The sequence below is a fragment of the Caulobacter sp. genome (assembly GCF_965279145.1).
In the GTDB taxonomy this organism is placed as follows: Bacteria; Pseudomonadota; Alphaproteobacteria; order Caulobacterales; family Caulobacteraceae; genus Caulobacter.
Window position 1 is genome coordinate 2,051,098 of sequence record NZ_OZ257139.1, and the last position, 20,230, is coordinate 2,071,327.

Here is a 20,230-nt window from a genome sequence, read left to right on the forward strand (position 1 = left end):
AACTGTCACAGACCAATGCTAAGCGCCGTCCATGCTGGTCGCGCCGCAGAAGATCACCGTCGCTCGACGACATGGCGATGAGCCGCGTCGATGACGGATCTCGCCAGCGTTCGAGCCCAGCGTGAGGACCTCTACCATTTCATCGTGGAGCGGACCCGCGACCCCGCCGCCGCCGACGACCTGGTTCAGGAGACGTTCGCGCGTCTGCTGGCCTATGAACGCGCGCGTACGGTCGTTGATCGCGCGGCCCTGGGCTATCGTATCGCCCTCAATCTTGTGCGTGACCATTTCCGCAGCCGAAAGCGTCGGCCGGTCGAGATCCTGAACGACGACATTCCCTGCCAAGCCCCCGCGCCGGAGCAGATCCTGATGCATCGCCAGAAGGTCGAGGTCTTTGGCAAGGTGCTGGACGCCATGCCTCCGCTGCGCCGCGACGTCTTCATTCGCCGCCGTCTGCACGGACAGACCTGCCGCCAGATCGCAGCCGAGCTCGACATGAAGGAAGCCGCCGTCGAGAAGCACGTCGTGCGCGCGCTGGAGCAGTTGCATCGCGAAGTCGCCAAGGCGGAACGGCGTCGGCCGGGAGGCGGCGCGTGAGCCGCCTCGATCAGGACGCCGCGCGCTGGGTGGCTCGCCGGCTGGACTCGCCGATCGACGAAGACGCGGCCTTCGAAGCCTGGATCTCGGCGGACCCGGCCCATGCGGCCGCCTATCGGCGACTGTGGGCCATCACGCAGGACCCGGCGCTCGCCGAGGCTCTGGACCGCAGCGCTCAGGTTCGGGCAAGGCCGTCTCGCCGCCCCGTCGCGAGGATACTGGTCGGCGGCTTGAGTCTGGCCGCCTGCGCCGTGGCGAGTGTGCTGTTCTGGCCTGAACTGCAGCTGTCGATGGAGCGACCCGCGCCCTTCGAGACCGCGGCCGGACAGCATCGCACGGTCGCCCTGGCCGACGGCACCCAGGTGACCCTGGATGGCGCCACGCGTGTCGAGGTCCAACTGGGCGCCCACCGCCGACGGGTACGGCTGGTGCGGGGCGAGGCGTTCTTCGATGTCGCCCATGACGCCGCGAGACCTTTCATCGTCAGCGCCCCGGAAGGGTCGGCGCGCGTGCTGGGCACGGCCTTCGATCTGGAGCGCGGTGGCGACCGCCTGGAACTTTCCGTGCATCGGGGCCGGGTGCGCTTGGCGCCGACGGGCCTGATCCATCGCTCGGCCGAGCTGACCGTGGGCCAGCGGGCGTTCGCGATCGATGGGCGCCTGTCCGCCATCCGGCCCTTCGACCCCGCCGCCGACGATTGGCGCTCGGGATGGCTGGAGACGGACGGCGTCACGCTGGAGAAACTGGTCGACCGCCTCAATCGCGAGTCCGCCAAGCCGATCATCATCACTGACCGGGCCCTGGCCAAGCAACGCGTGGCGGGGCGCTTCCGTCTGGACCAGCCCGATGCCCTGATCCAAAATCTGGCCCTGATGCATGGCTTCACCGCGCGCGAGCAGGGCGGCCGACTGGTGCTGGCGCGGTAGCCCGGCGGGGTGTCGTCGCCGAAACTTCACAAAAATCCCTGTCCTGAAAACCTGTTCGCCGACGTCTTCACCGCCGAGGCCGGCGACAACGCCGCGCGATCTCGGGGATGTATCGATGACCTTCAAGACTTGGACCTGGCGCGGATCCGCCTCCGCAATCGCCCTGCTGCTGGCCAGCGCGGCCGCCGGATCGCCCAACCTCGCCGTCGCCGCGTCGCCGGCCGCGAAGATCGAGGTGGCTATCCCGGCAGGGGATCTGGCCTCGGCCCTGCCGGCCTTCTCGCGCGCCACGGGTCTGCAGGTGCTGGCCGATCCGGCCCTTCTGCGCGGCAAGCGGACAGCGGGGGTCAAGGGCACGCTTGATGCGGATCGCGGCCTTAGCCAGTTGTTGCGCGGGACGGGTCTGACCTTCGTGCGTAACGGCGGCAGCGCCATCCTGCGTCCCGCCGCCCAGCCGATCTCGACGGTGCCGAGCGCCGCCGGGGCAGGGCGAGCGGAACCGGCCTCGGCCGACACCGTTCGGGCGGCCGAGAGCACCACGGTCGAGGAACTCGTGGTCACGGGCGGCTTCGCCAACTCGCTGGCTCGGGCTCTGGCGGACAAGCGCAAGGCGGCCAATGTCGTCGACGGGATATCGGCCGAGGATATCGGCAAGTTCCCGTCCAACAATATCGCCGAGGCCCTGCAGCGGGTGCCGGGCGTGGCCATCACCCGTGACCGGGGAGAGGGCCTGTTCGTTCGCGTCCGGGGCCTGGGTCCCAACTTCCAGATCGTCACGCTGAACGGTCGCAGCGCCGCCGTGAACGAGAACATGCGCGACAGCGGCCAGAGCGGCCGTCAGTTCCGCTTCGACACCCTGCCGTCGGAACTGGTCGCGGGCGTCGAGGTGGGCAAGACCCCTCTGGCCTCGCTGGACGAAGGCGCGATCGGCGGCGTCGTCGACATCAAGACGTTCCGCCCGCTCGACCTGGGTCGCAGCACCCTGGCGCTGTCGGCCACGGCCAGCATGCCGCAACTCGCCGACCAGACCGACCCGCGGGTCTCGGGTCTGGCCAGTTGGACGAACGCCGCTGAGACCTTCGGTGTGCTGGCGGCGGTGGTCTATGACCAGCGCACCTTGCGCCAGGACCGTATCACGGGGGTGGGCTGGAGCTATTCGGATCCGGCCACGACCCTTGGCAAGAGCCTGATCGCCCAGGGGATCAACCTCTATCCCACAGCCATCCGCCCCACCCTCGAGCGCGAGGATCGCGAGCGAAAGGGCGTGGTGCTGTCGGCCCAGTATCGCCCGACCGAAGAGACCGAGATCACCTTCGACGCCAGCTACACCAAGCTGGACGACCACTATGACGAGCTGACCTACTCGGTCGATCAGGGCGTCGCGACGCTGGTTCCCGGCTCGGCGGTGATCAAGGATAACGTGCTGGTCGGCGGCACGGTGACATCCACCACCCAGATCGGCCGCGAGGTCAGTGATCTGGCGCACGACAACCTGATGGTCGCCGGCAAGATCCGCCAGAAGCTGAACGACTGGACCCTGACCGCCGACCTCGCCTACGCCCGGGCCTATTCAGAGACCTCAAAGCCCATCACCCGCACCCGCCTGCTGGGGCCGATCGGCCAGACGACGTTCTCGATGACCAAGGCCGATGATGACGCCGTGCCCAGCGTCAAGCTGCTGACGGCCGATCTGAGCAACCCGTCGCTGCTGCCGTTTCGCCGCATCGAGTGGCGCGTCAATGACTCCACCGACGACGAAGCCGCCATCCAGTTTGACGCCGAACGCCCGGTGTCCTGGGGGCCGTTGACCCGCGTCCAGTTCGGCGTGAAGTACCGCGAGCGCTCGCGCGACTACAATCGGGCCGACATCAACTACACCACCAACCTGGCCGGCAAGTTCTTCGGGGCCGAGTATTTCGGCGCCTTCCCGGTCAGTGATTTCCTGGGCGATGTCGACGGCGCCCTGCCGACGACCTGGGCCATGCCCGATCCGACGGCCTTCTGGTCCCTGGCCGACAAGACCCAGAAGGGCACGGCGCGGGCGGACCAGCGCAACTCCTACCACGTGTCCGAAGACATCGCGGCGGCCTACGCCCTAACCGACATCGACACCAAGCTGTTCAACTGGCCCCTGCGCGGCGAGGTCGGCGTGCGCGCCGCCCAGACCAAGCAGGTCTCGGCCGGGCATGCCGACAACGGCTCGGCGGCGATCCCCGTCCGCTACGAGAAGACCTACAGCGATGTGCTGCCGACGGCCAACTTCGCGCTGGAACTGTCCGACACCCTGCAGGCGCGTGTCGCGGCGGCCAAGGTGATCACCCGTCCGTCCCTGGCCGACCTGGCACCGCGCCTGACATTGAATTCCTCGGGCACTGTGCTCACCGCCGTTGGTGGCAATCCCGAGCTGCGGCCGTTCGAGGCCTGGCAGTATGACGCCACCCTCGAATGGTATTTCGCTCCGGGCAGCGCCCTGATCGCCGGCGCCTTCTACAAGGACATCACCACCTTCGTTTACAGCCAGAAGACCAACATCGTGGTCGACGGTCAGACCTATCTGCTGGCGTCTCCGACCAACGGCGGTCAGGCCACGATCAAGGGCGTGGAACTGGCCTATCAGCACCTGTTCAAGACCCTCCCGGCGCCATTCGATGGCCTGGGGTTCCTCGCCAACTATACCTACACCGACACCGAAGCGACCTACTCGCCGACCCTGAAGGACGAGATGGTCAATGTCGCCAAGAACAGCTTCAACCTGACCGGCTTCTACGAAAAGGACCGCTTCGCCGCGAGGGCCAGTTACAGCTGGGTCGATGACGTCCTGCAGGACGTCGGCGGCGCCGGCCTGTCGGCGCTCAATGACTCGGCTTTCGGCTCATTGGACGCCAGCGTCAGCTACAAGATAACCCCGCGCATCACGGCGGCGATCGAAGCCCAGAACCTCACCGACGCGGCCCAATGGCAATTCGTCAAGGGGGGCTGGTTTGGCGGCTATACCAACTACGGCCGCACCCTCAGCCTTGGGCTGCGCGCCAAATTCTAGCGGTTGCCTGACGGGCTGTTCGTCTCAAAAGGCCCGCCTGATCATTCAGGCGGGCCGCCTTTCCGCGTGCTCCTCGGCAGCGGTCACAAGGGTTCTTACCGAGCGGCTTACTGGCCCTTGGGCTCGGTGGTCCTGAACCAGGGCGGAGAGACCGTGAAGCGCAGACCCAGTGGATCCGGGGCGCCGGGATAATAGTCGGTGCTGATCACCTGGGCCCCGGAGCGCAGCGCCGCCTGCAGGCGGCTCTGGTCGTGGGTCCGGGCCTCGCGGGTGTCGGCGTCGCTGCGGGTGCGGACCAGGAACCCCTGGGCGACCAGGGATTTGATGCGGGCCTCCTCGGCTTTCGGGTCCTGGATGTTGAACACCGCGGCTTCGGGCTCGGCGGCGTCATACAGCCCGAACATCATCCGGCCCTTCAGCGAGGGGTGACCCTCACGATAAGCTTGGGCGATGCGCGGGTTGGAGTCGAGAACCAGCAGGACCTTCCCTCGCGACGACCGCTGCGTGGGCCAGTGGCCGGAGAGGACCGCCTGGCGCAAGCTGTCGGCGTCGCCCCGCACATCGTCCGGCGCCACGATACGGTCGCGGCCGAAGGCGGCGATGGCGTCGGCGTCGATCCCGGCCAGATCCGCCTCGGAGTAGAGCGGCGGGTCGGGGATGAGCGGCGTATTGAACGGCTCTTCCTTGGTGTTGATGAAGATCACGATCAACGCGTGATCGGGATGGGCGCGCGACCAGCCAGCGACCTGGCCCAGGCAGTCGGCCAGGGTCAGGCACAGGGTGCGGGCGTCCAGGATGGGGGCGTGCAGAACCTTGGCGCCGGGCCGGTTCATCACCGTCAGTCTGGCGGGGTCGTTCGCATAAGGCGCCGAATAGAGGCCGCCGGCGCTGTCGGCATAGGGGTCGAATTCAAGTTGCCGCACGCCGAGGTTCAGTTGATCCGTGATCGGCGGGTGACCGTATTCGACGCCGAACGAGCGCTCGCCCATCACCTGGCGCTGATGCGCAAGGGCGGCGGCATCGAGTTCGGGGCGATAGCTGTTATGCGAGCCCAGCACACGCATGGCGTTGATCTTGGCGCCTTCGGCGCCCTCGGCGGCGCCTGCCGTCAGCATGGCGGCGGCCAGAAGCAGAGATCGCAACATCGGAGGGCTCGCAAGGTTTTGGGGAAGACGTCAGGACCGGCCGGCCAAGGGGCAGCAAAGCCAGCCGGTCCTCTGTCAGGGCGGGTCCGAAGGCCCGCCCTGAAGCCGGATCAGAACTTGCCGCGGAGAGTCAGCGAGACCGTGCGGCCCCAGTGATAGATCTCCATCGGCTGGTCCTTGGTCTTGCCGTAGACATAGCGGATCTCATCCGTGAGGTTCGACCCCTCCAGCGTCACGGCGTAGTTCTTGGTCAGGTCGTAGGAGATCGAGCCGTCCAGCGAGCCGTAGGCGTCGATATAGGACTCGGCGGTCGTGGTGCTGCCGGTTCCCGACAGGTAGCGCGAGCGCCAGAACCACCCCAGACGGGCCGCCAGCGGACCCTTTTCGTAGTAGCCGACCAGATTGTAGCTGGTCTTCGACAGGCCGATCAGGTTGTCCCTGATCGGACGATTGCCGGCCAGGTAGTTGGCCTTGGCGTCCACGACGGTGAACGAGGCCTGGACGCCCAGACCGTCGAGCGGACCAGGCAGGAACGCCAGGCTCTGGTTGTAGGCCACCTCGACGCCGGTCAGCTTGGCGGCACCGCCGTTGACGCTGGTCGACAGCAGGACGTCACCCCGGCCGGGCACCTGGATCGTGGTGTTCTGCTGGGTGATGTAGTCGTCCATCTTCTTGTAGAACACCGCGCCGGTCAGGGCGGTGGTCGGCGCCGGATACCACTCAAGCGAAGCGTCCAACTGGTCGGCCAGGAACGGCTGCAGGTCGGGGTTGCCGCCGGAGGCGCTGGGCGTGTCGCGGGCGACGCTGATCCGCGGGGCGCTGTCGGTGATGTTGGGCCGGTTGACCACGCGTGAGGCGGCGAAGCGGGCGATCAGGTCGTCGCGCACCTCGACCTTGACGTTCAGGCTGGGCAGCCAGTTGCCGTAGTCCTGCGGATAGGAGACCGGCGTCAGCACGGGCTGGTTCTGAGCGTTCGTGCTGGTCAGGGTGCCGCTCGCCACCTGTTCGGTGCGGGCATAGCGGACGCCGACATTGCCGCTGATCGGCATGGCGGTGTCGAACTTGAAGTCGCCGCGGACATAGCCGCTGGTGATCTTCTGGTCGACGACGAACGAGTTGCGCGCATCGGCGGCCGACAGTGGTTGAGCGGCCACGGCCGGGGTGAACAGGCTGTTGTAGAAGGCCGTGGTGGTGGGGGTGACCCAGTTGCGCGGCGTATTGCCGGAGAAGTCCGACAGGAAGCCCGAATAGGGCAGGGCTTCGTAGAAGCTGGCGCCCAGCGTGCTGGTCGGAACATTGAGCGCGTTGGTCAGCACCCAGTCGCGGCGACGATAGTCGCGCTTCATCTCGTGGCGCTCGGCCCCGAAGGCGATTTTCGTGAACCAGCCGTCGAAGACGCGGCCACCGTCCAGGCGAAGGGTCTCGTCGGTGTCGCGCGAGTCCTTCCAGGTATAGTCGAAGGCCTGGCCGACGAAATTGGCCGGGTTGGTGTAGTCAACCGTGGTCGTCAGTTGCGGGATCGACGTGTAGCCGCGCGAGAAATCGTAGGTCAGCGGGCCGAAGAAGGCGAGGCGGTTACGCTTGGTGGCCTGGCCGTCAGGGTGATAGCTGCGGGCCCGCGAGAAGGCGTACTCGGCGTTGAAGTTCCAGGCGCCCGGCGTCCAGGCCTGCTTGAGGCCGACGGCCGTCAGGTCATGGCGATTGAGGCTGGTTTCGCGCGAGGCCATCCAGCGCACGTTGTTGATCGTGCCGCCGACAACGGTGTCGCCAACCACCTTCTGGCTTCCGGCGACGAAGACCGGGGTCTGGAAGGTGGTGTCGTCCGGATAGATGTCGAGACCGAACTCGTCGTAGTCGACGTCCAGGCGCGTCACCAGCACATCGACATCGGTCTGGAAGTCGCCGTTGGGGCGCCACTGACCGGTCACCGCGCCCGAATAGAGCTTGCGATGTTCGGTCTCGATGGTGGGGCGGGTGCGCGAGGGCGTATAGAAGCCGCCGCCCAGCGTGGACTTGAACTTATCCAGGTTCCAGCCGACCTGGTACAGGCGGTCGTTGCGCACGTGGCGCTCGTCATAGAGGCCCGAGGCCAGCAGGCCCAGGGTGTTGTCGGCGCTGGTCCAGCTGAGCAGGCCCGAGGCCGAGGGATCGGCCTTCTTGCGAACGTCGCCATAGGTTTCGCGGATCGAGAAGGCGGCCTTGTCGCCCAGATCCAGCGGCTTGAAGGTCTTGATGTTGATGTTGCCGCCCAGGGCGCCTTCATCCATGTCGGCGGTCGGGGTCTTCACCACCTCGATCTGCGAGATCAGTTCTGACGGGAGAACCTCGAAGCGAAACTGACGGCCCTTGGCGCCGCCGTTCTCGATCAGTTCGTTGACCGCGATCGAACGGCCGTTCAGCTCGACATACTGGAACTGCGGGCCAAGGCCCCGGACGCTGACATAGAGGCCGGCGCCGCGCTGGCGGTCGATGGTCACGCCGGTAACCAGCTGCAGGGCTTCGGCGGCGTTGCGGGTCGGGAATTTGCCGATGTCTTCGGCGTTGATGGCGTCGAGGCCATAGGCCGCCGAGCGTTTGAGGGCAGCTGCCGCCTGCAGGCTCTTGCCATAGGAGGTGACGACGATCGCGTCGACCGCGGCCACGTCGGCGGCGGGCTCTGCGACCTCGGCCGCGTGGGCCTGAGACAGCCATGCGCCCTGGGCGGCGAAGGCGAGAACGGCGACGGCGCCCGCGCAGCGCGCCGGCTTGAACTTGGAACGGATCATCTATCCCCCGATGGAGTCTGGGCCCGCAGGGAGGCGGGTCGGGGAGGAAGAACGGAAGTCGAGGCAGGCTTCCTCAGTCCATCGCTGGTGAAATATTTGCGACAACCTGTTGAAAGTCTTTGGTATTTGTCCGTATCAGGATGGCTTTGCGGCGCGCGAGATGATCAGGCCGCCCTCCGGGCTCAAGCGGGTCTTGACCGGCAACGTGGCCTCCAGCGCCGCCTGGACATCCTGGATCCGAGTGATCCGCACCGAGCCGGACAGCCGCAACGCGCCGAGAGACGGATCCGTGAGCATCACGTGTCGTCCGCTCGTCCGCGAAAGACGTTCGGCGGCTTCAGCCAGGCTGGTGTCGGCGAACACCAGGCGGCCTTGCGTCCAGGCGGCGTCGGAAGCGACGTCGCCGGCTTCAGCCCGGCCGCTCGCGGCGGCCGCACCGACGTAGCGTTGGCCGGGGCGAAGAAGGATGTCGGGAGCATTGGGTTGCGACACCTTGAGCGATCCCTGCACGAGAGAAACCGTCAACTTCTGTCCGCTGGCGACATTGAAGCGCGTGCCCAGGACCGTCAGGGTCCGGCCCGAGGTTGTCACGGTGAACGGGCGATGGCTGTCATGGCTGACGTCGAAGAAGGCGTCCCCCTCGGCCAGCGAAAGTTCGCGAGCCTGGCGCGACAGTCGTGCGGTCAGGCGTCCGCCTGGGCTCAGGGTGACATGGCTGCCGTCCGCCAATGTCACTCGCGAGGCGGCATGAGGCGGGGCGACGAAGGTCTGGCTCACGGGGTGGTCGATCGCCACCACGCCGGCGACAATAGCCGCTGCGGCCAGACCAAGGCCGCCAACCCAAGAGCGTCGGTTGATCCGGGTATCGCGTTGAACGGAACCGCGATCCAGTCCTGCGGCCTGACGCGCCGACCGGCGGAGGCGCTGAACCGTGGGATCGTTCGCCGCCAGACCGGTCGTCAGCCAGATCTCGCGGGTGAGGGCGATCTCCTCGCGGGCGGCGGGCGAACCGGCAGCCCAGGCGTCGAGGCTGGCCTGTTCGACGGGCGTGAGCGCTCTAGACAGGCTCGCGGCGAGCAACTGGCGCGGATCGACCGCCGGGTCATCGAAGGGCTTGGTCCTAAAGGTCATTCTGTTATCCGATCGCCTGGCGCAGACGCGCCATGGCCGTCACAATGTGTTTCTCGACCGTGCTGATCGACAGGCCCAGACGGACAGCGGCCTCGGCCTGGCTCAGGTTTTCGAACCTGCACAGGACGAACACCGCCTTGACGTTGGGGTGCAGGGTGTCGAGCGCCTCCACCAGACTACGCAGCCGTTGACGCCCGCTCAGCGTGGCCTCGGCCGAGGGCTCGTCCACGGGAAGAGCGGGGTCGACTTCGACATGACTATCGCGTCGCCGCGATCGTTCGTGGCGTTCATGGTCAATTAGGGCGTTGCTGGCGATCGTGAACACGAGGCCGTCCGGATTCCCCCAATGCAGGCGGGAGAATCGGCGCGACAGGCGCATGAAAACCTCCTGGGTAAGATCCTCGGCGTCTTCGACGCTGGCCGCCCGCCGCTGGAAGAAGCTGAGCAAGGGACGTCGATAGCGCGAGACAAGGGCGTCGAAGCGCGGCGCGTCTGGTGTCGCCGAGTCCTGCCCGGCCGACGGACTGTCGTCAGGCGCGGGCGACGGGAAGGTCAGAACGCCCATCTCAGCCTCGCGGATAGATATCGGCCCCAGTGATGGATTTCCATGGGCTGGTCCTGGGTCTCGCCATAGACGTACTTGCGGGCGTCGGTGAGGTTGACGCCCTCCAGCGTAAGGGTCCGTCGTCGATCGATCCGCCAGGAAGCCGCGCCGTCCAGCGAACCGAACGGGGCCGTGTGAGAGGGCGCGGTGATCGAATTGCCGATCGTGGTGAGATAGGCCCCCCGCCAGGAATAGCCCAGTCGCAGCGATGTCCGACCCCTCTCGTAGAAGCCGAGGAGGCTGTAATTGGTCCGCGACAGACCCGTCAGCGCATTGCGAATGACCCGGTCGCCCGCGAAGTAGTTGGCCTGGCTGCGCACCAGGGTCAGGGAGGCTTGCACGCCCAGGCCATCAAGCGGCGCCGGTAGGGCCTTTAACACCTGGCTGTAGGCCAGCTCGACGCCCTGGATACGGGCGTCGCCGCCATTGACGTTGGTCGACAGCAGGACCTCGCCCCGTCCGGGCACCTGGATGAAGGTGTTCTGGGCGGTGATGTAGTTATCCAGGCGGCGATCGAACACCGCGCCGGTCAGGGCGCCGCCCGAAGTGGGATACCATTCCAGCGAGGCGTCCAGCTGGGTGGCCAGAAAGGGATCCAGATCCGGATTGCCGCCATTGGCCGTCGGCGTATCGCGCGCCAGGGTGATGCGGGGCGCGTTGTCGACGACATTGGGCCGATTGACCACGCGCGAGGCGGCCAGACGCAACAGCAGGTCGGACGTGAGTTCGATACGGAGGTTGGCGCTGGGCAACCAGTCATCATAGGTCTTGCGCCATCGGGCCGGGATGGGCTCCGCGCCGGCCGACAGCACACCATCCGAGACCTGATGGGTTGAGGCATGACGCACGCCGACATCACCCGTGACAGGCAGGCCAAACCACTGGCTGGCGAAATCGGCGCGGGCATAGCCCGAGGTGATCTTCTCCTCGACCACAAAGGAGTTGCGCAGATCGGAGACCGAAGGCGCCTGGCGCGCCAGGTCAGCGGTGAAGAGTCGGTCGTAAAAGACGCGGGCGTTCGGCGCGATCCAGCGTCGAGGAAGATCGCCCGGGCTGCCGGCTAGGACGTCGTCGAACGGGGTTGGCCCATAGTAGCCGGGGCCAAGGCTGGCGAGCGGAACGCCGACGAGCGTGTCCACAATCCAGTCACGACGGCGATAGTCGCGGGTCCGGTTATGCTGTTCGACCCCGAAACTGATCTTGCCCAGGCCCACCGCGCGCGAGGCGTCCAGTCGCAGGACCTCGTCGGTGTCTCGGGAGTCTTTCCAGGTGTAGTCGAAGGCTTGGCCGACGAAGGGGGCTGGATCGGTGTAGTCGATCGGGGTCGTCAGGGTTGGGGCGGCGTGCAGGCCCCCGCTGAAGTCATAGGTCAGCGGAGCGAAGAAGGCGGCTCGCGCGCGCACCGTGCCCCGGCCGTCGGGATGATAGCTGCGGGCCTTTGAGTAGGCATGGTCCGCATCCAGGGTCCAACGGGTCAGTTCCCAGCGCTGGTGGATCCCGAAGGCGATCAGGTCGTGCCGGTTCAGGCTGGTCTCACGCGAGGCCATCCATCGGACATTGTCGATGGTCCCGGCCTGCGCCGTGTGGCCCGCGATCGTCTGGCTGCCCGGTACGAAGCGCGGGGGCGAGAACGTCCGATCATCGGGATAGATGTCGAGCCCATACTCATCGTACCGGGCGTCCAGCCGGGTCATCAGCAGGTCCACATCAGTCCGCAACGCCGGGGTCGGCCGCCATTGCAGGGCGAAGTCGCCCGAGGTCAGGCGGCGGTCCTCCAGCTCGATCGTCGGGCGGGTGCGCGAGGGCGTATAATAGCCCTGCCCCAGCACGTCGGCGAACCGGTCCAGTCCCCAGCCGGTCTGATACAGCCGGTCGTTGCGGATGCGTCGCTGCTCCGTCAGGCCGGCGGCCAGCAGCCCCAACCGGCCGCTGGCGTCTGTCCAGCTCAGAATGCCGGACACTGACGGATCGATCTTTCCCGATTGCCCGTTTGAGGCGCGGACCGAGAGGACATCCCGTCGTCCCAGTTCCAGCGGCTTGAAGGTGCGAACGTCGATATTGCCGCCGAGGGCGCCTTCGTCCATGTCGGCGGTCGTGGTCTTGGCGATCTCGATACGGTCGATGACGTCGGCCGGTAGAACCTCGAAGCGGAACTGGCGCCCTCGGAAGCCGCCGTTCTCGACCAGATCGTTCATCGCCACCGACCGGCCGTTCAGCAGCACGTTCTGAAACTGCGGACCCAGGCCCCTGACGCTCACATAGAGGCCCACGCCACGATGGCGCTCCAGGCTGACACCGGGCGCCAGTTGCAGGGCCTCGGCGGCGTTGGCGGCCGGCAGCCGCGCGATGTCCTCGGCGCTAACGGCGTCCAGGCCGTAAGAGGCCTGACGCTTGAGCGTCAGGGCGCGAGCCAGGCTGGCCGCATAGCCGGCTGTGACAACGATAGGTTCCACTTCAGTTCGGGCTTCGACTGGGAGAAGGGGCGCCGGCGAGCGACGAAATTCCCCCTCCGCCTCAAGCGCATACACCCCCGGCCGCAGCTTGACGATTTTCAGTCCCTGACTTCCGACGATCGCGGTCAAGGCCTCGTCGTGGCTCGCGCCCCTGCGGATCGCGCCGGCGCGGAGACCTTCGACGAGGCGTGGCTGAAACAGGATCTGGATATCGCGTTCCACCGCCAGTTGTGTGAGAGCGGGGCCCAGCTCCCGGCGACCCTGGGCATGCGCCGGGGCGCAGATCGACGCTGTCGTCATGATCGCCAGCAGCGCGGCGTGACAATCGAACTTGCGTTGCATGCTGGGCTGGCAGGTCTCTGGTCCCGACGACGCGACCGAACTTCACCGTCACTAGTCAGCTTGAATGACGAATTGACGACAAGGTCAGCCTGGCTCCTCGGGCGTCGGCTCCGTCCGTCAGCAAACTGACACGCGATGACGCTAGTGCAGCGGCTCATCGATCCGACCCATGTCGGGCGACGGGACGCCATACATGGCCTGGCTGCGTGACATCGATCGTTGGTTCGCGACCCGCGTGTTGCCCTATGCCGGCAACTATCGCGCCTATGCCCGCAAGCTGATCGGCGACGACGCCGAGGCGGAGGACCTCGTTCAGGAAGCCTACGCCAAGGTGTTGAGCGTGCCAGACTGGCGTCGGCTGGATGCGCCCGAGCGGTTCGTGCTGACCATCATCCGCAATCTGGCCTTTGAACGATTCCGCCGCGCCAAGGTGGTCGGCATCCGTCAGATCGGAGTGCTGGAGATGGATTTGCTGGCCGATCCCGCGCCGGACGCATACGCGGTGACCAGCGCCCGGCAGGAGTTGGACATCGTGCTCGCGGCGTTGGATCGCCTGCCCGAACAGTGCCGCAAGGTGCTCACCTTGCGAAAAATGTACGGGCTTTCGCCGGGGCAGATAGCGGTTAGGTTGAACTTGTCCATCTCTACCGTCGAGAAACACTTGGCCAAGGGGCTTCTGCTCTTGACCAAGGCCCTGGCCTCGGGTGATGGCCGCAGTATCGAGAAACGACCGAGTTCATGGCCAAGACGGGCGATCAAGACAGAGACGCACTGATCGCCCAGGCCTCGCAATGGCTGGCGCGTCTGGACGCCGGCCGCACCACCGAACGGGAACTGGACGCCTGGCGCGACGCCGATCCGCGCCGCGCGGCCGCCTTCGCGGAGGTGGCCAGCGCGTGGAGCCGGCTGGACGCGCTGCGGACCGAAGAGGCGCGACCGGCGCCGGGGATCAATCGCCGCACCTGGCTGGCGGGCGGCGGCGCGGCCCTGGCCGCGAGCCTCGCGGCCGGCGCCTATCTGGGCCGGGATGTCCTGCTGCGGGATCGCGTGGCCACAGGCGTTGGCGAACGCCGCACCCTGGCCTTGCCAGACGGCAGTTCGGTCGAACTCAACACCGACACCGAGGTTTTCTGGCGCTTCGACCGGCAGAAACGCCGGCTCTGGCTGGCGCGGGGCGAGGCGGCCCTGACCATCGCCCGCGACACGCTGCGCCCCTTCGAGCTGGTCACGGCGCAGGGCCTGGCGCGTCTGGCGGCTGGACAGTTCAATGCCCGCCTGCGTCCGGCGGGGTTGGACCTTGTCGTTCTGGCTGGACGGGCGGTGATCAAAACGGCGTCGGGCACGGCCGAGGCGGGTGTCGCCGGCCCCGACGACGTCCGTCAGGTGCTGGAGGTCAACGCCCGCGCGATCGAAGTCATCGACGCTCCGGAGGCGCAGGTCCAGAGCGTGCAGGCGTGGCGACGGGGCGAGATCGTGTTCGAGGGCCAAGCGCTGTCGGCGGCGGTCGAGGAGTACAACCGCTATCTGACCCGCAAGCTGGTCATCGGCGATGAGCGCGCGGCCAATCTGAGGTTGGGCGGCCGGTTCCTGACCGGCGATCCCGACAGTTTTCTCCAGGCTCTGCGCACGACGTTCGGTCTACGGATCGTCGAGGACGGACCGTCGCGAATTCTTCTTAAATCTCGATAGGGGTTTTTCTCGCGCCCCCCGTCTTGCCGTTCGAGACGCCGATCACGGCGATCAACGAAGCAGGGGCAAATCCGATGACAAAGACCTGGGCGCCGCGCATGGGCGCGTGCTTGTTGCTGGCCACCACGGCCATGGTTTCGGCTGCGCCGGTTGTCGCCCAGGCCCAGGCGGCCGCGCGCGTCGAGTTCGACATTCCCGCCGGCGACACGGCGGCGGCGCTGAACGCCTTCTCGCGCCAGGCCGGCGTACAACTGATGTTTCCCTATGACGTCGCGGCCCGACACCGCACCGAGGGCCTGAAGGGCGCGTTCGGTCGCGAGGAAGGCCTTCGCAAGCTGATCGAGGGCGCCGATCTGGAGATCGCGTCGGCCAATGCGCAGGTCATCACCCTGCGCGCCCGGGCGGCAGGCCCTTTGGCCAGCGCGGCCGCCGCTGACGTGGTGGAGGAGGTGATTGTCACCTCGCGCGCCGGTTCCGACGCCCGCACGCGTCTGGCCACCAGCTATGCCGTCACCACCATGAGCGAAGAGACGCTGCGCATGCGCGCGCCAATGGGCGTGGCCGATGCGCTGAAGTCGGTGCCCGGCTTCTGGGTCGAGGCCTCGGGCGGCGAGGCCAGCGCCAATATCCGCGCGCGCGGCATTCCCCAGGAAGGCTTCTCGGCCATCGCCCTGCAGGAAGACGGCGCGCCGGTGCAGCACGACGGCGGCCTGGGCTATCTGAACGCCGACCAGTCGTTCCGCCTGGACGAGACCATCGAGCGTATCGAAGTGGTGCGGGGCGGCCCCTCGTCGATCTTCGCCTCCTACGCCCCCGGCGGCACGGTCAACTTCATCACCCGCAAGGGCGGCGACACGCCGGAAGGCATCGCCAAGCTCCAGCTCAGCGACTACGGCCTCAAGCGCGTCGACCTGTGGTACGGCGGCCCGATCGGCGCGTGGCGCGTCGGCGCCGGCGGGTTCTGGCGCGAGGATGACGGCATCCGCGATCCGGGCTTCACGGCCAACAAGGGCTATCAGTGGCGGGTGTCGGCCGGTCGCGATTTCGAGCGCGGCAGCATCGAATTCAACGTCAAGCACCTGGACGACAATGTCATCCTGTTCGCCGGCGTGCCGCTGAAGTTCAACGCCTCGGGCGAACCTGGCGACACGCCCGGCTTCGACGCCCTGAAGGGCACCCTGGCCGGTCCGGAGACCAGCCAACTGACCCTGCGCGGACCGACAGGGCCGTTCAACTGGGACCTGACGCGCGGCACCGAGGTCAAGCTGACCCAGGCCACCGCGATCCTGAACTATGAGCTGTTCGACGGCTGGAACTTCCAGAATACGCTGCGCTATCGGACCTCGGAATCCAAGCGTATCGGTTTGTTCCCCAACACCCCGGTGACCGGCGCGGCCCGCATCGCCCAGTACCGCGCCGCCCTGCTGGCGGCCACGCCGGGCGCCACCGACGTGCAACTGCGCTACGCCACCTCGCCCACCGAGATCTTCCAGACCACGGGTGCTGGCCAGAACGGCAACGGCCTCGTCCTTGACGGTTCGCTGCGTTACGTCTCGGTGCCGCTGGATGAACTGATCAATGACGCCCGCCTGCTGCACAAGTTCGAGATCGGCGGCCAGACCCACGACGTCGCCCTGGGCGTCTACACCGCCCATGTCGAGGAAGCCTTCAACCGCTATTCGGCCAACGTCCTGCTCGACGTGCGCAGCAACGCCCGACGGCTGGATCTGGTGACCGTCAACGGGGCGGGGCAGGTGCTGTCCAGCCTGACCGAGAACGGCGTCTCGCGCTATGGCGCCGAGTTCGCCAATGGCGATGGCAAGTCCAACACCACGGCGCTTTACCTGACCGATGAATGGAGCCTCACGCCGTCCCTGCGCGTCGACGCCGGCGTGCGCTGGGAGCGGATCGCGTTCGAAGGCCGCAGCGAGCGCAGCAAGACCATCAATCTGGGTCTCTCGCCGACCCCGGCCGACGACAACGTGCTGGCCGGCTCTGGCGCCTATGATCGCCTGGACCGCAAGTTCGACCACGCAGGTTGGACCCTGGGCGCCGACTATCGGATCAACCCGCGGATGGGCGTCTTCGCGCGCTACACCTCGGCCTTCCGCCTGCCGTCGCTGGGCGACTACATCACCAACGCCCTCAACACCGCCCCGACCGTCCAGACCATGGACCTGATGGAGGCCGGCTATAAGTGGTCGACGCCCAAGGCCGACCTCTACGCCACGGTGTTCCAGACCACCTACGACAATCTGGGCTTCGGCAGCTTGGTGTTCAATCCGGCCACCGGCGCCTATGTCCAGCAGACCAGCATCACCGACACCAAGACTCTGGGCCTGGAGCTGGAAGGGACGGTGCGTCCCACCCGCTGGTTCGACCTGGGCTTCAGCGCCACGGTCCAGAACCCGGAATTTGGCGACTACGAGTTCGAGGAGGCCTGCTCGGTCTCGGCGACCGACGCCACCTGCCAGATCAAGCCGCCAGCCGCCACCGCCAGCCGTACGCGTGACTTCACCGGCAACCGCCTGATCCGCGTGCCCAAGACCTCGGTCCGCCTCACTCCCGGCGTCAACCTGCTGGACGGCCGCCTGCGGGTGGAAAGCAGCATCGAGCGCTACGGCGACCGCTACTCCGACGCCGCCAACACCCTGAAGCTGCCGGCTTACACCCTGGTCAATGCGACGGTGCGGTTCAACGTCACCGACCAGCTGGCCATCTATGCCTACGGCAACAACCTCACCGACGAGATCGGCCTGACCGAGGGCAATCCCCGCGCCGGCCAGATCATCAGCTCGGAGGCCGGCGCCGTTTACGGCATCGGTCGGCCGGAATTCGGCCGTTCGTTCCGCGCGGCTGTCATGTACCGCTTCTAGTTTTCTCCCCTATCCCCTCGACTTTGGGCGGCCGGTTTTCCGGCCGCCCTTCTTTTCGTTGGAGACACGCATGATCCGCTGGATTCTGACCCTGGTCATTCTGTGCCTGACCACCCCGGTCGTGGCGCGCGAGAAGGCCCCGGATCTGGTGCTCACCGGCCAGATCGTCGGCGCGGATCACCAGACCTACAAGCCGGTGACCTTCGAGGTTCCGGCGGGCGTCACCCGCGTGACGGTGGCGTTCGACTATTCGGGACGCGACCAGAAGACCGTCGTCGACCTGGGCCTTATGGATCCAGAGCGTTTCCGGGGCTGGAGCGGCGGCAACAAGCGCAGCTTCTCCGTTGCGACCGAGGACGCGACGCCCAGCTATCTGCCGGGACCTTTGCCGGCCGGGCGCTGGACCCTCCTGCTGGGCATCCCCAACACCCGCGCCGCCACGGTCGCGGCGTTTGTGGCCAAGGTTTTCTTCGAGCGCGGCGGCGGCGGCGCTCAAGCCGCTCCGCTGCGCGCGGGCCCAGGCTGGTATCGCGGCGACCTGCATGCGCACACCGGCCACAGCGATGGTTCCTGCCAGACCCAGAGCGGCGCTCGGGCGCCGTGCCCCGTCTATCGCACCGCCGAGGCGGCCGCGGCCCGGGGGCTGGATTTCATCGCCATCACCGATCACAACACCACCAGCCATTTCGAGGCCATGGCGGAGCTTCAGCCGGCTTTCGACAAGCTGCTGCTGATCCCGGGGCGCGAAGTCACCACCTTCCAGGGCCATGCGAATGTCTTTGGCCCGACCGCCTTCATTGACTTTCGCCTGGGCGATCGGGCCGTGCCGGATGTCCTGACGCTGCAGGGCCTGGTCGAGGCCGCCGGCGGGCTCTTCTCGATCAACCACCCCAGCGCGCCGTCGGGCGAGGCCTGCATGGGCTGCGGCTGGACAGCGACCAACACCGATTACGACAAGGTCCAGACCATCGAAGTCGCCAACGGCGGCTCGGAGCGGGCCCAGGGCGGCGCCGAAGGGCCGCTGTCCGGTGTGGCCTTCTGGGAGGCGCAATTGAACGCCGGCCATCGGATCACGGCCATCGGCGGCAGCGACAACCACGACGCGGGCCTCTCCCCGGATGTGGCGTCATCGATCGGTCGGCCGACCACGGTGGTCCACGCGGCAGAGCTGTCCACGGTCGGACTGTTGGCCGCCCTGCGCGCGGGCCGCGTGTTCATCGACCTGGACGGAACCCGTGATCGGATGCTGGACGTGTCAGCCAGCACCGCAAGGCAGACCGCCGTCATGGGCGGCGCGCTCGCGGTCAGGCCTGGCGATAGGGTTACCTTCTCGGTCGCCGTGTCTGGCGCGGGGCCTGCCAGCCTGGAGGTTGTTCAGGATGGCGCAAAGCGGACGCCCGCGTTCACGGGCGATCGCGCATTCGAGATCAAGATGGGTGATCGTCCAAGCTGGGTTCGCGTCAATGTCCGTGACCCTGGCGGGCGTCTGCTGTTGATCGGCAATCCGATCTATCTGACACCGGCGCGCTAGATCGCGAATGTGGTCGTACGGGTGGCGTCCAGGCGGCGCCAGCTATGCGTGGTCACCATGCCTTGGTCCGCCCTTTGGGGTCATGGCCTCTTGGCGTGAGGGCCCGCGAGTGGGTCATCCTATACCGCGTCGATGGGTATCTTCAGATAGCGCACGCCATTGCTCTCCGGCTCTGGAAGGTGACCGCCGCGCATGTTCACCTGAACCGAAGGCAGGATCAGCCGGGGCATATCCAGGGTCCGGTCGCGCGCCTCGCGCAGGGCCACGAACTCGGCCTCGCTGACGCCCTCGCGGACATGGATATTGTCTCGGCGTTGCGCGCTGATCGTGGCTTCCCAGGCAAAGCTGTCGCGGCCCGGGGCCTTGTAGTCGTGGCACAGGAAGACGCGAGCCTCGTCGGGGAGGGTCAGCAGGCGCTGGATTGAGGCGAACAGGGTCGCCGCATCACCGCCTGGAAAATCGCAGCGCGCGGTGCCGTAGTCGGGCATGAACAGGGTGTCGCCGACGAAGACCGCGTCGCCGATCACATAGGCCATGCAGGCGGGCGTGTGGCCGGGCACATGGAGGGCGACGGCTCGCAGTCCACCGATGGAGAAAGCCTCACCGTCGGCAAACAGATGGTCGAACTGTCGGCCATCCCGGGCAAAGCCTGGTCCCGCGTTGAACAGCTTTCCGAACGTGTCCTGAACGCGAACGATCTTCTCACCGATCGCCAGGCGGCCCCCCAGCGCGGCCTGCAGATAGGGCGCGGCGGACAGGTGGTCAGCGTGGGCGTGAGTCTCCAGCTGCCAGACCACTTCCAGTCCCTGGTCCCTGACATAGGCAACCACGGCGTCGGCCGATCGCTCGCTGGTCCGGCCCGAGGCGGCGTCATAGTCCAGGACGCTGTCAATGATGGCGCAGGCCGATGAGCTGGGATCACGCACCACGTAGCTGACCGTGAAGGTCGCCTCGTTGAAGAACGCTTTCACCTGTGGCCGGGAGGCGGGGGCAGCCAGCGCCTGCTCGATGATCGACGTCGCCACCGTCACGGCGGCGTCAGGGGATGAGATCGGCTCGCGCATCACAAACTCTCGGACTGCATATCGACAAACTAGATATATGCGAATATATGAATATACAAGTCCCATC

The 20,230-nt window shown here is 66.9% G+C and carries 13 protein-coding genes; 7 read left to right on the forward strand and 6 right to left on the reverse strand.

The genetic code is table 11. The features are described 5' to 3' along the window. Positions 1-90 precede the first annotated feature (90 nt). The 3 genes from ACQY9P_RS09550 to ACQY9P_RS09560 all read left to right on the forward strand — a co-directional run bounded on the left by ACQY9P_RS09550 (position 91) and on the right by ACQY9P_RS09560 (position 4,563). Positions 91-597, forward strand: coding sequence for an RNA polymerase sigma factor (locus tag ACQY9P_RS09550; protein ID WP_421739493.1), 507 nt, complete (start codon positions 91-93; stop codon positions 595-597). Further along, entirely contained in the window at positions 594-1,523 is a 930-nt protein-coding gene (locus tag ACQY9P_RS09555; protein ID WP_421739492.1) for a FecR family protein, read from the forward strand. The genes ACQY9P_RS09550 and ACQY9P_RS09555 overlap by 4 nt, the downstream gene beginning before the upstream one ends. 115 nt (positions 1,524-1,638) lie before the next feature. Continuing rightward, positions 1,639-4,563: a TonB-dependent receptor gene (locus ACQY9P_RS09560; RefSeq protein WP_421739491.1), complete on the forward strand. Its 2,925-nt coding sequence runs from the start codon at positions 1,639-1,641 to the stop codon at positions 4,561-4,563. Positions 4,564-4,670: 107 nt separating this feature from the next. Here ACQY9P_RS09560 and ACQY9P_RS09565 read toward each other — a convergent pair whose 3' ends face one another. The 5 genes from ACQY9P_RS09565 to ACQY9P_RS09585 all read right to left on the reverse strand — a co-directional run bounded on the left by ACQY9P_RS09565 (position 4,671) and on the right by ACQY9P_RS09585 (position 13,003). Further along, the gene (locus ACQY9P_RS09565; protein WP_421739490.1) at positions 4,671-5,708 is read right to left on the reverse strand and encodes a phosphatidylinositol-specific phospholipase C domain-containing protein; all 1,038 of its coding nucleotides are present in this window, start codon (positions 5,706-5,708) and stop codon (positions 4,671-4,673) included. A gap of 110 nt (positions 5,709-5,818) precedes the next feature. Continuing rightward, positions 5,819-8,473 carry a TonB-dependent receptor gene (locus ACQY9P_RS09570; protein ID WP_421739489.1) on the reverse strand — a complete coding sequence of 885 codons (2,655 nt, stop codon included), beginning with the start codon at positions 8,471-8,473 and terminating at the stop codon, positions 5,819-5,821. Positions 8,474-8,608: 135 nt separating this feature from the next. After that, a complete protein-coding gene (locus ACQY9P_RS09575) occupies positions 8,609-9,553 on the reverse strand; it encodes a FecR family protein (protein WP_421739488.1) in 945 nt (314 codons plus the stop codon). Positions 9,554-9,608: 55 nt separating this feature from the next. Further along, positions 9,609-10,169: an RNA polymerase sigma factor gene (locus ACQY9P_RS09580; protein ID WP_421739487.1), complete on the reverse strand. Its 561-nt coding sequence runs from the start codon at positions 10,167-10,169 to the stop codon at positions 9,609-9,611. Then, positions 10,157-13,003 (reverse strand): TonB-dependent receptor, encoded by a 2,847-nt coding sequence (locus ACQY9P_RS09585; RefSeq protein ID WP_428151545.1) that lies wholly within the window; start codon positions 13,001-13,003, stop codon positions 10,157-10,159. Before ACQY9P_RS09585 ends, ACQY9P_RS09580 begins: the two co-directional genes overlap by 13 nt. Before the next feature lie 193 nt (positions 13,004-13,196). Between ACQY9P_RS09585 and ACQY9P_RS09590 the strand changes: the two genes are divergently transcribed. The 4 genes from ACQY9P_RS09590 (at position 13,197) to ACQY9P_RS09605 (ending at position 19,099) form a co-directional block, all read left to right on the forward strand. Further along, on the forward strand, positions 13,197-13,778 hold the full coding sequence (locus ACQY9P_RS09590; protein ID WP_421739486.1) for an RNA polymerase sigma factor: 582 nt from the start codon (positions 13,197-13,199) through the stop codon (positions 13,776-13,778). Beyond that, entirely contained in the window at positions 13,742-14,692 is a 951-nt protein-coding gene (locus tag ACQY9P_RS09595; protein WP_421739485.1) for a FecR family protein, read from the forward strand. The genes ACQY9P_RS09590 and ACQY9P_RS09595 overlap by 37 nt, the downstream gene beginning before the upstream one ends. A gap of 74 nt (positions 14,693-14,766) precedes the next feature. After that, positions 14,767-17,568, forward strand: coding sequence for a TonB-dependent receptor (locus ACQY9P_RS09600; RefSeq protein WP_421739484.1), 2,802 nt, complete (start codon positions 14,767-14,769; stop codon positions 17,566-17,568). 70 nt (positions 17,569-17,638) lie between these two features. Beyond that, on the forward strand, positions 17,639-19,099 hold the full coding sequence (locus ACQY9P_RS09605; RefSeq protein ID WP_421739483.1) for a CehA/McbA family metallohydrolase: 1,461 nt from the start codon (positions 17,639-17,641) through the stop codon (positions 19,097-19,099). A gap of 119 nt (positions 19,100-19,218) precedes the next feature. On the opposite strand, the gene ACQY9P_RS09610 is transcribed toward ACQY9P_RS09605, so the two are convergent. Further along, positions 19,219-20,163 (reverse strand): MBL fold metallo-hydrolase, encoded by a 945-nt coding sequence (locus tag ACQY9P_RS09610; protein WP_421739482.1) that lies wholly within the window; start codon positions 20,161-20,163, stop codon positions 19,219-19,221. Between the last annotated feature and the right edge of the window lie 67 nt (positions 20,164-20,230).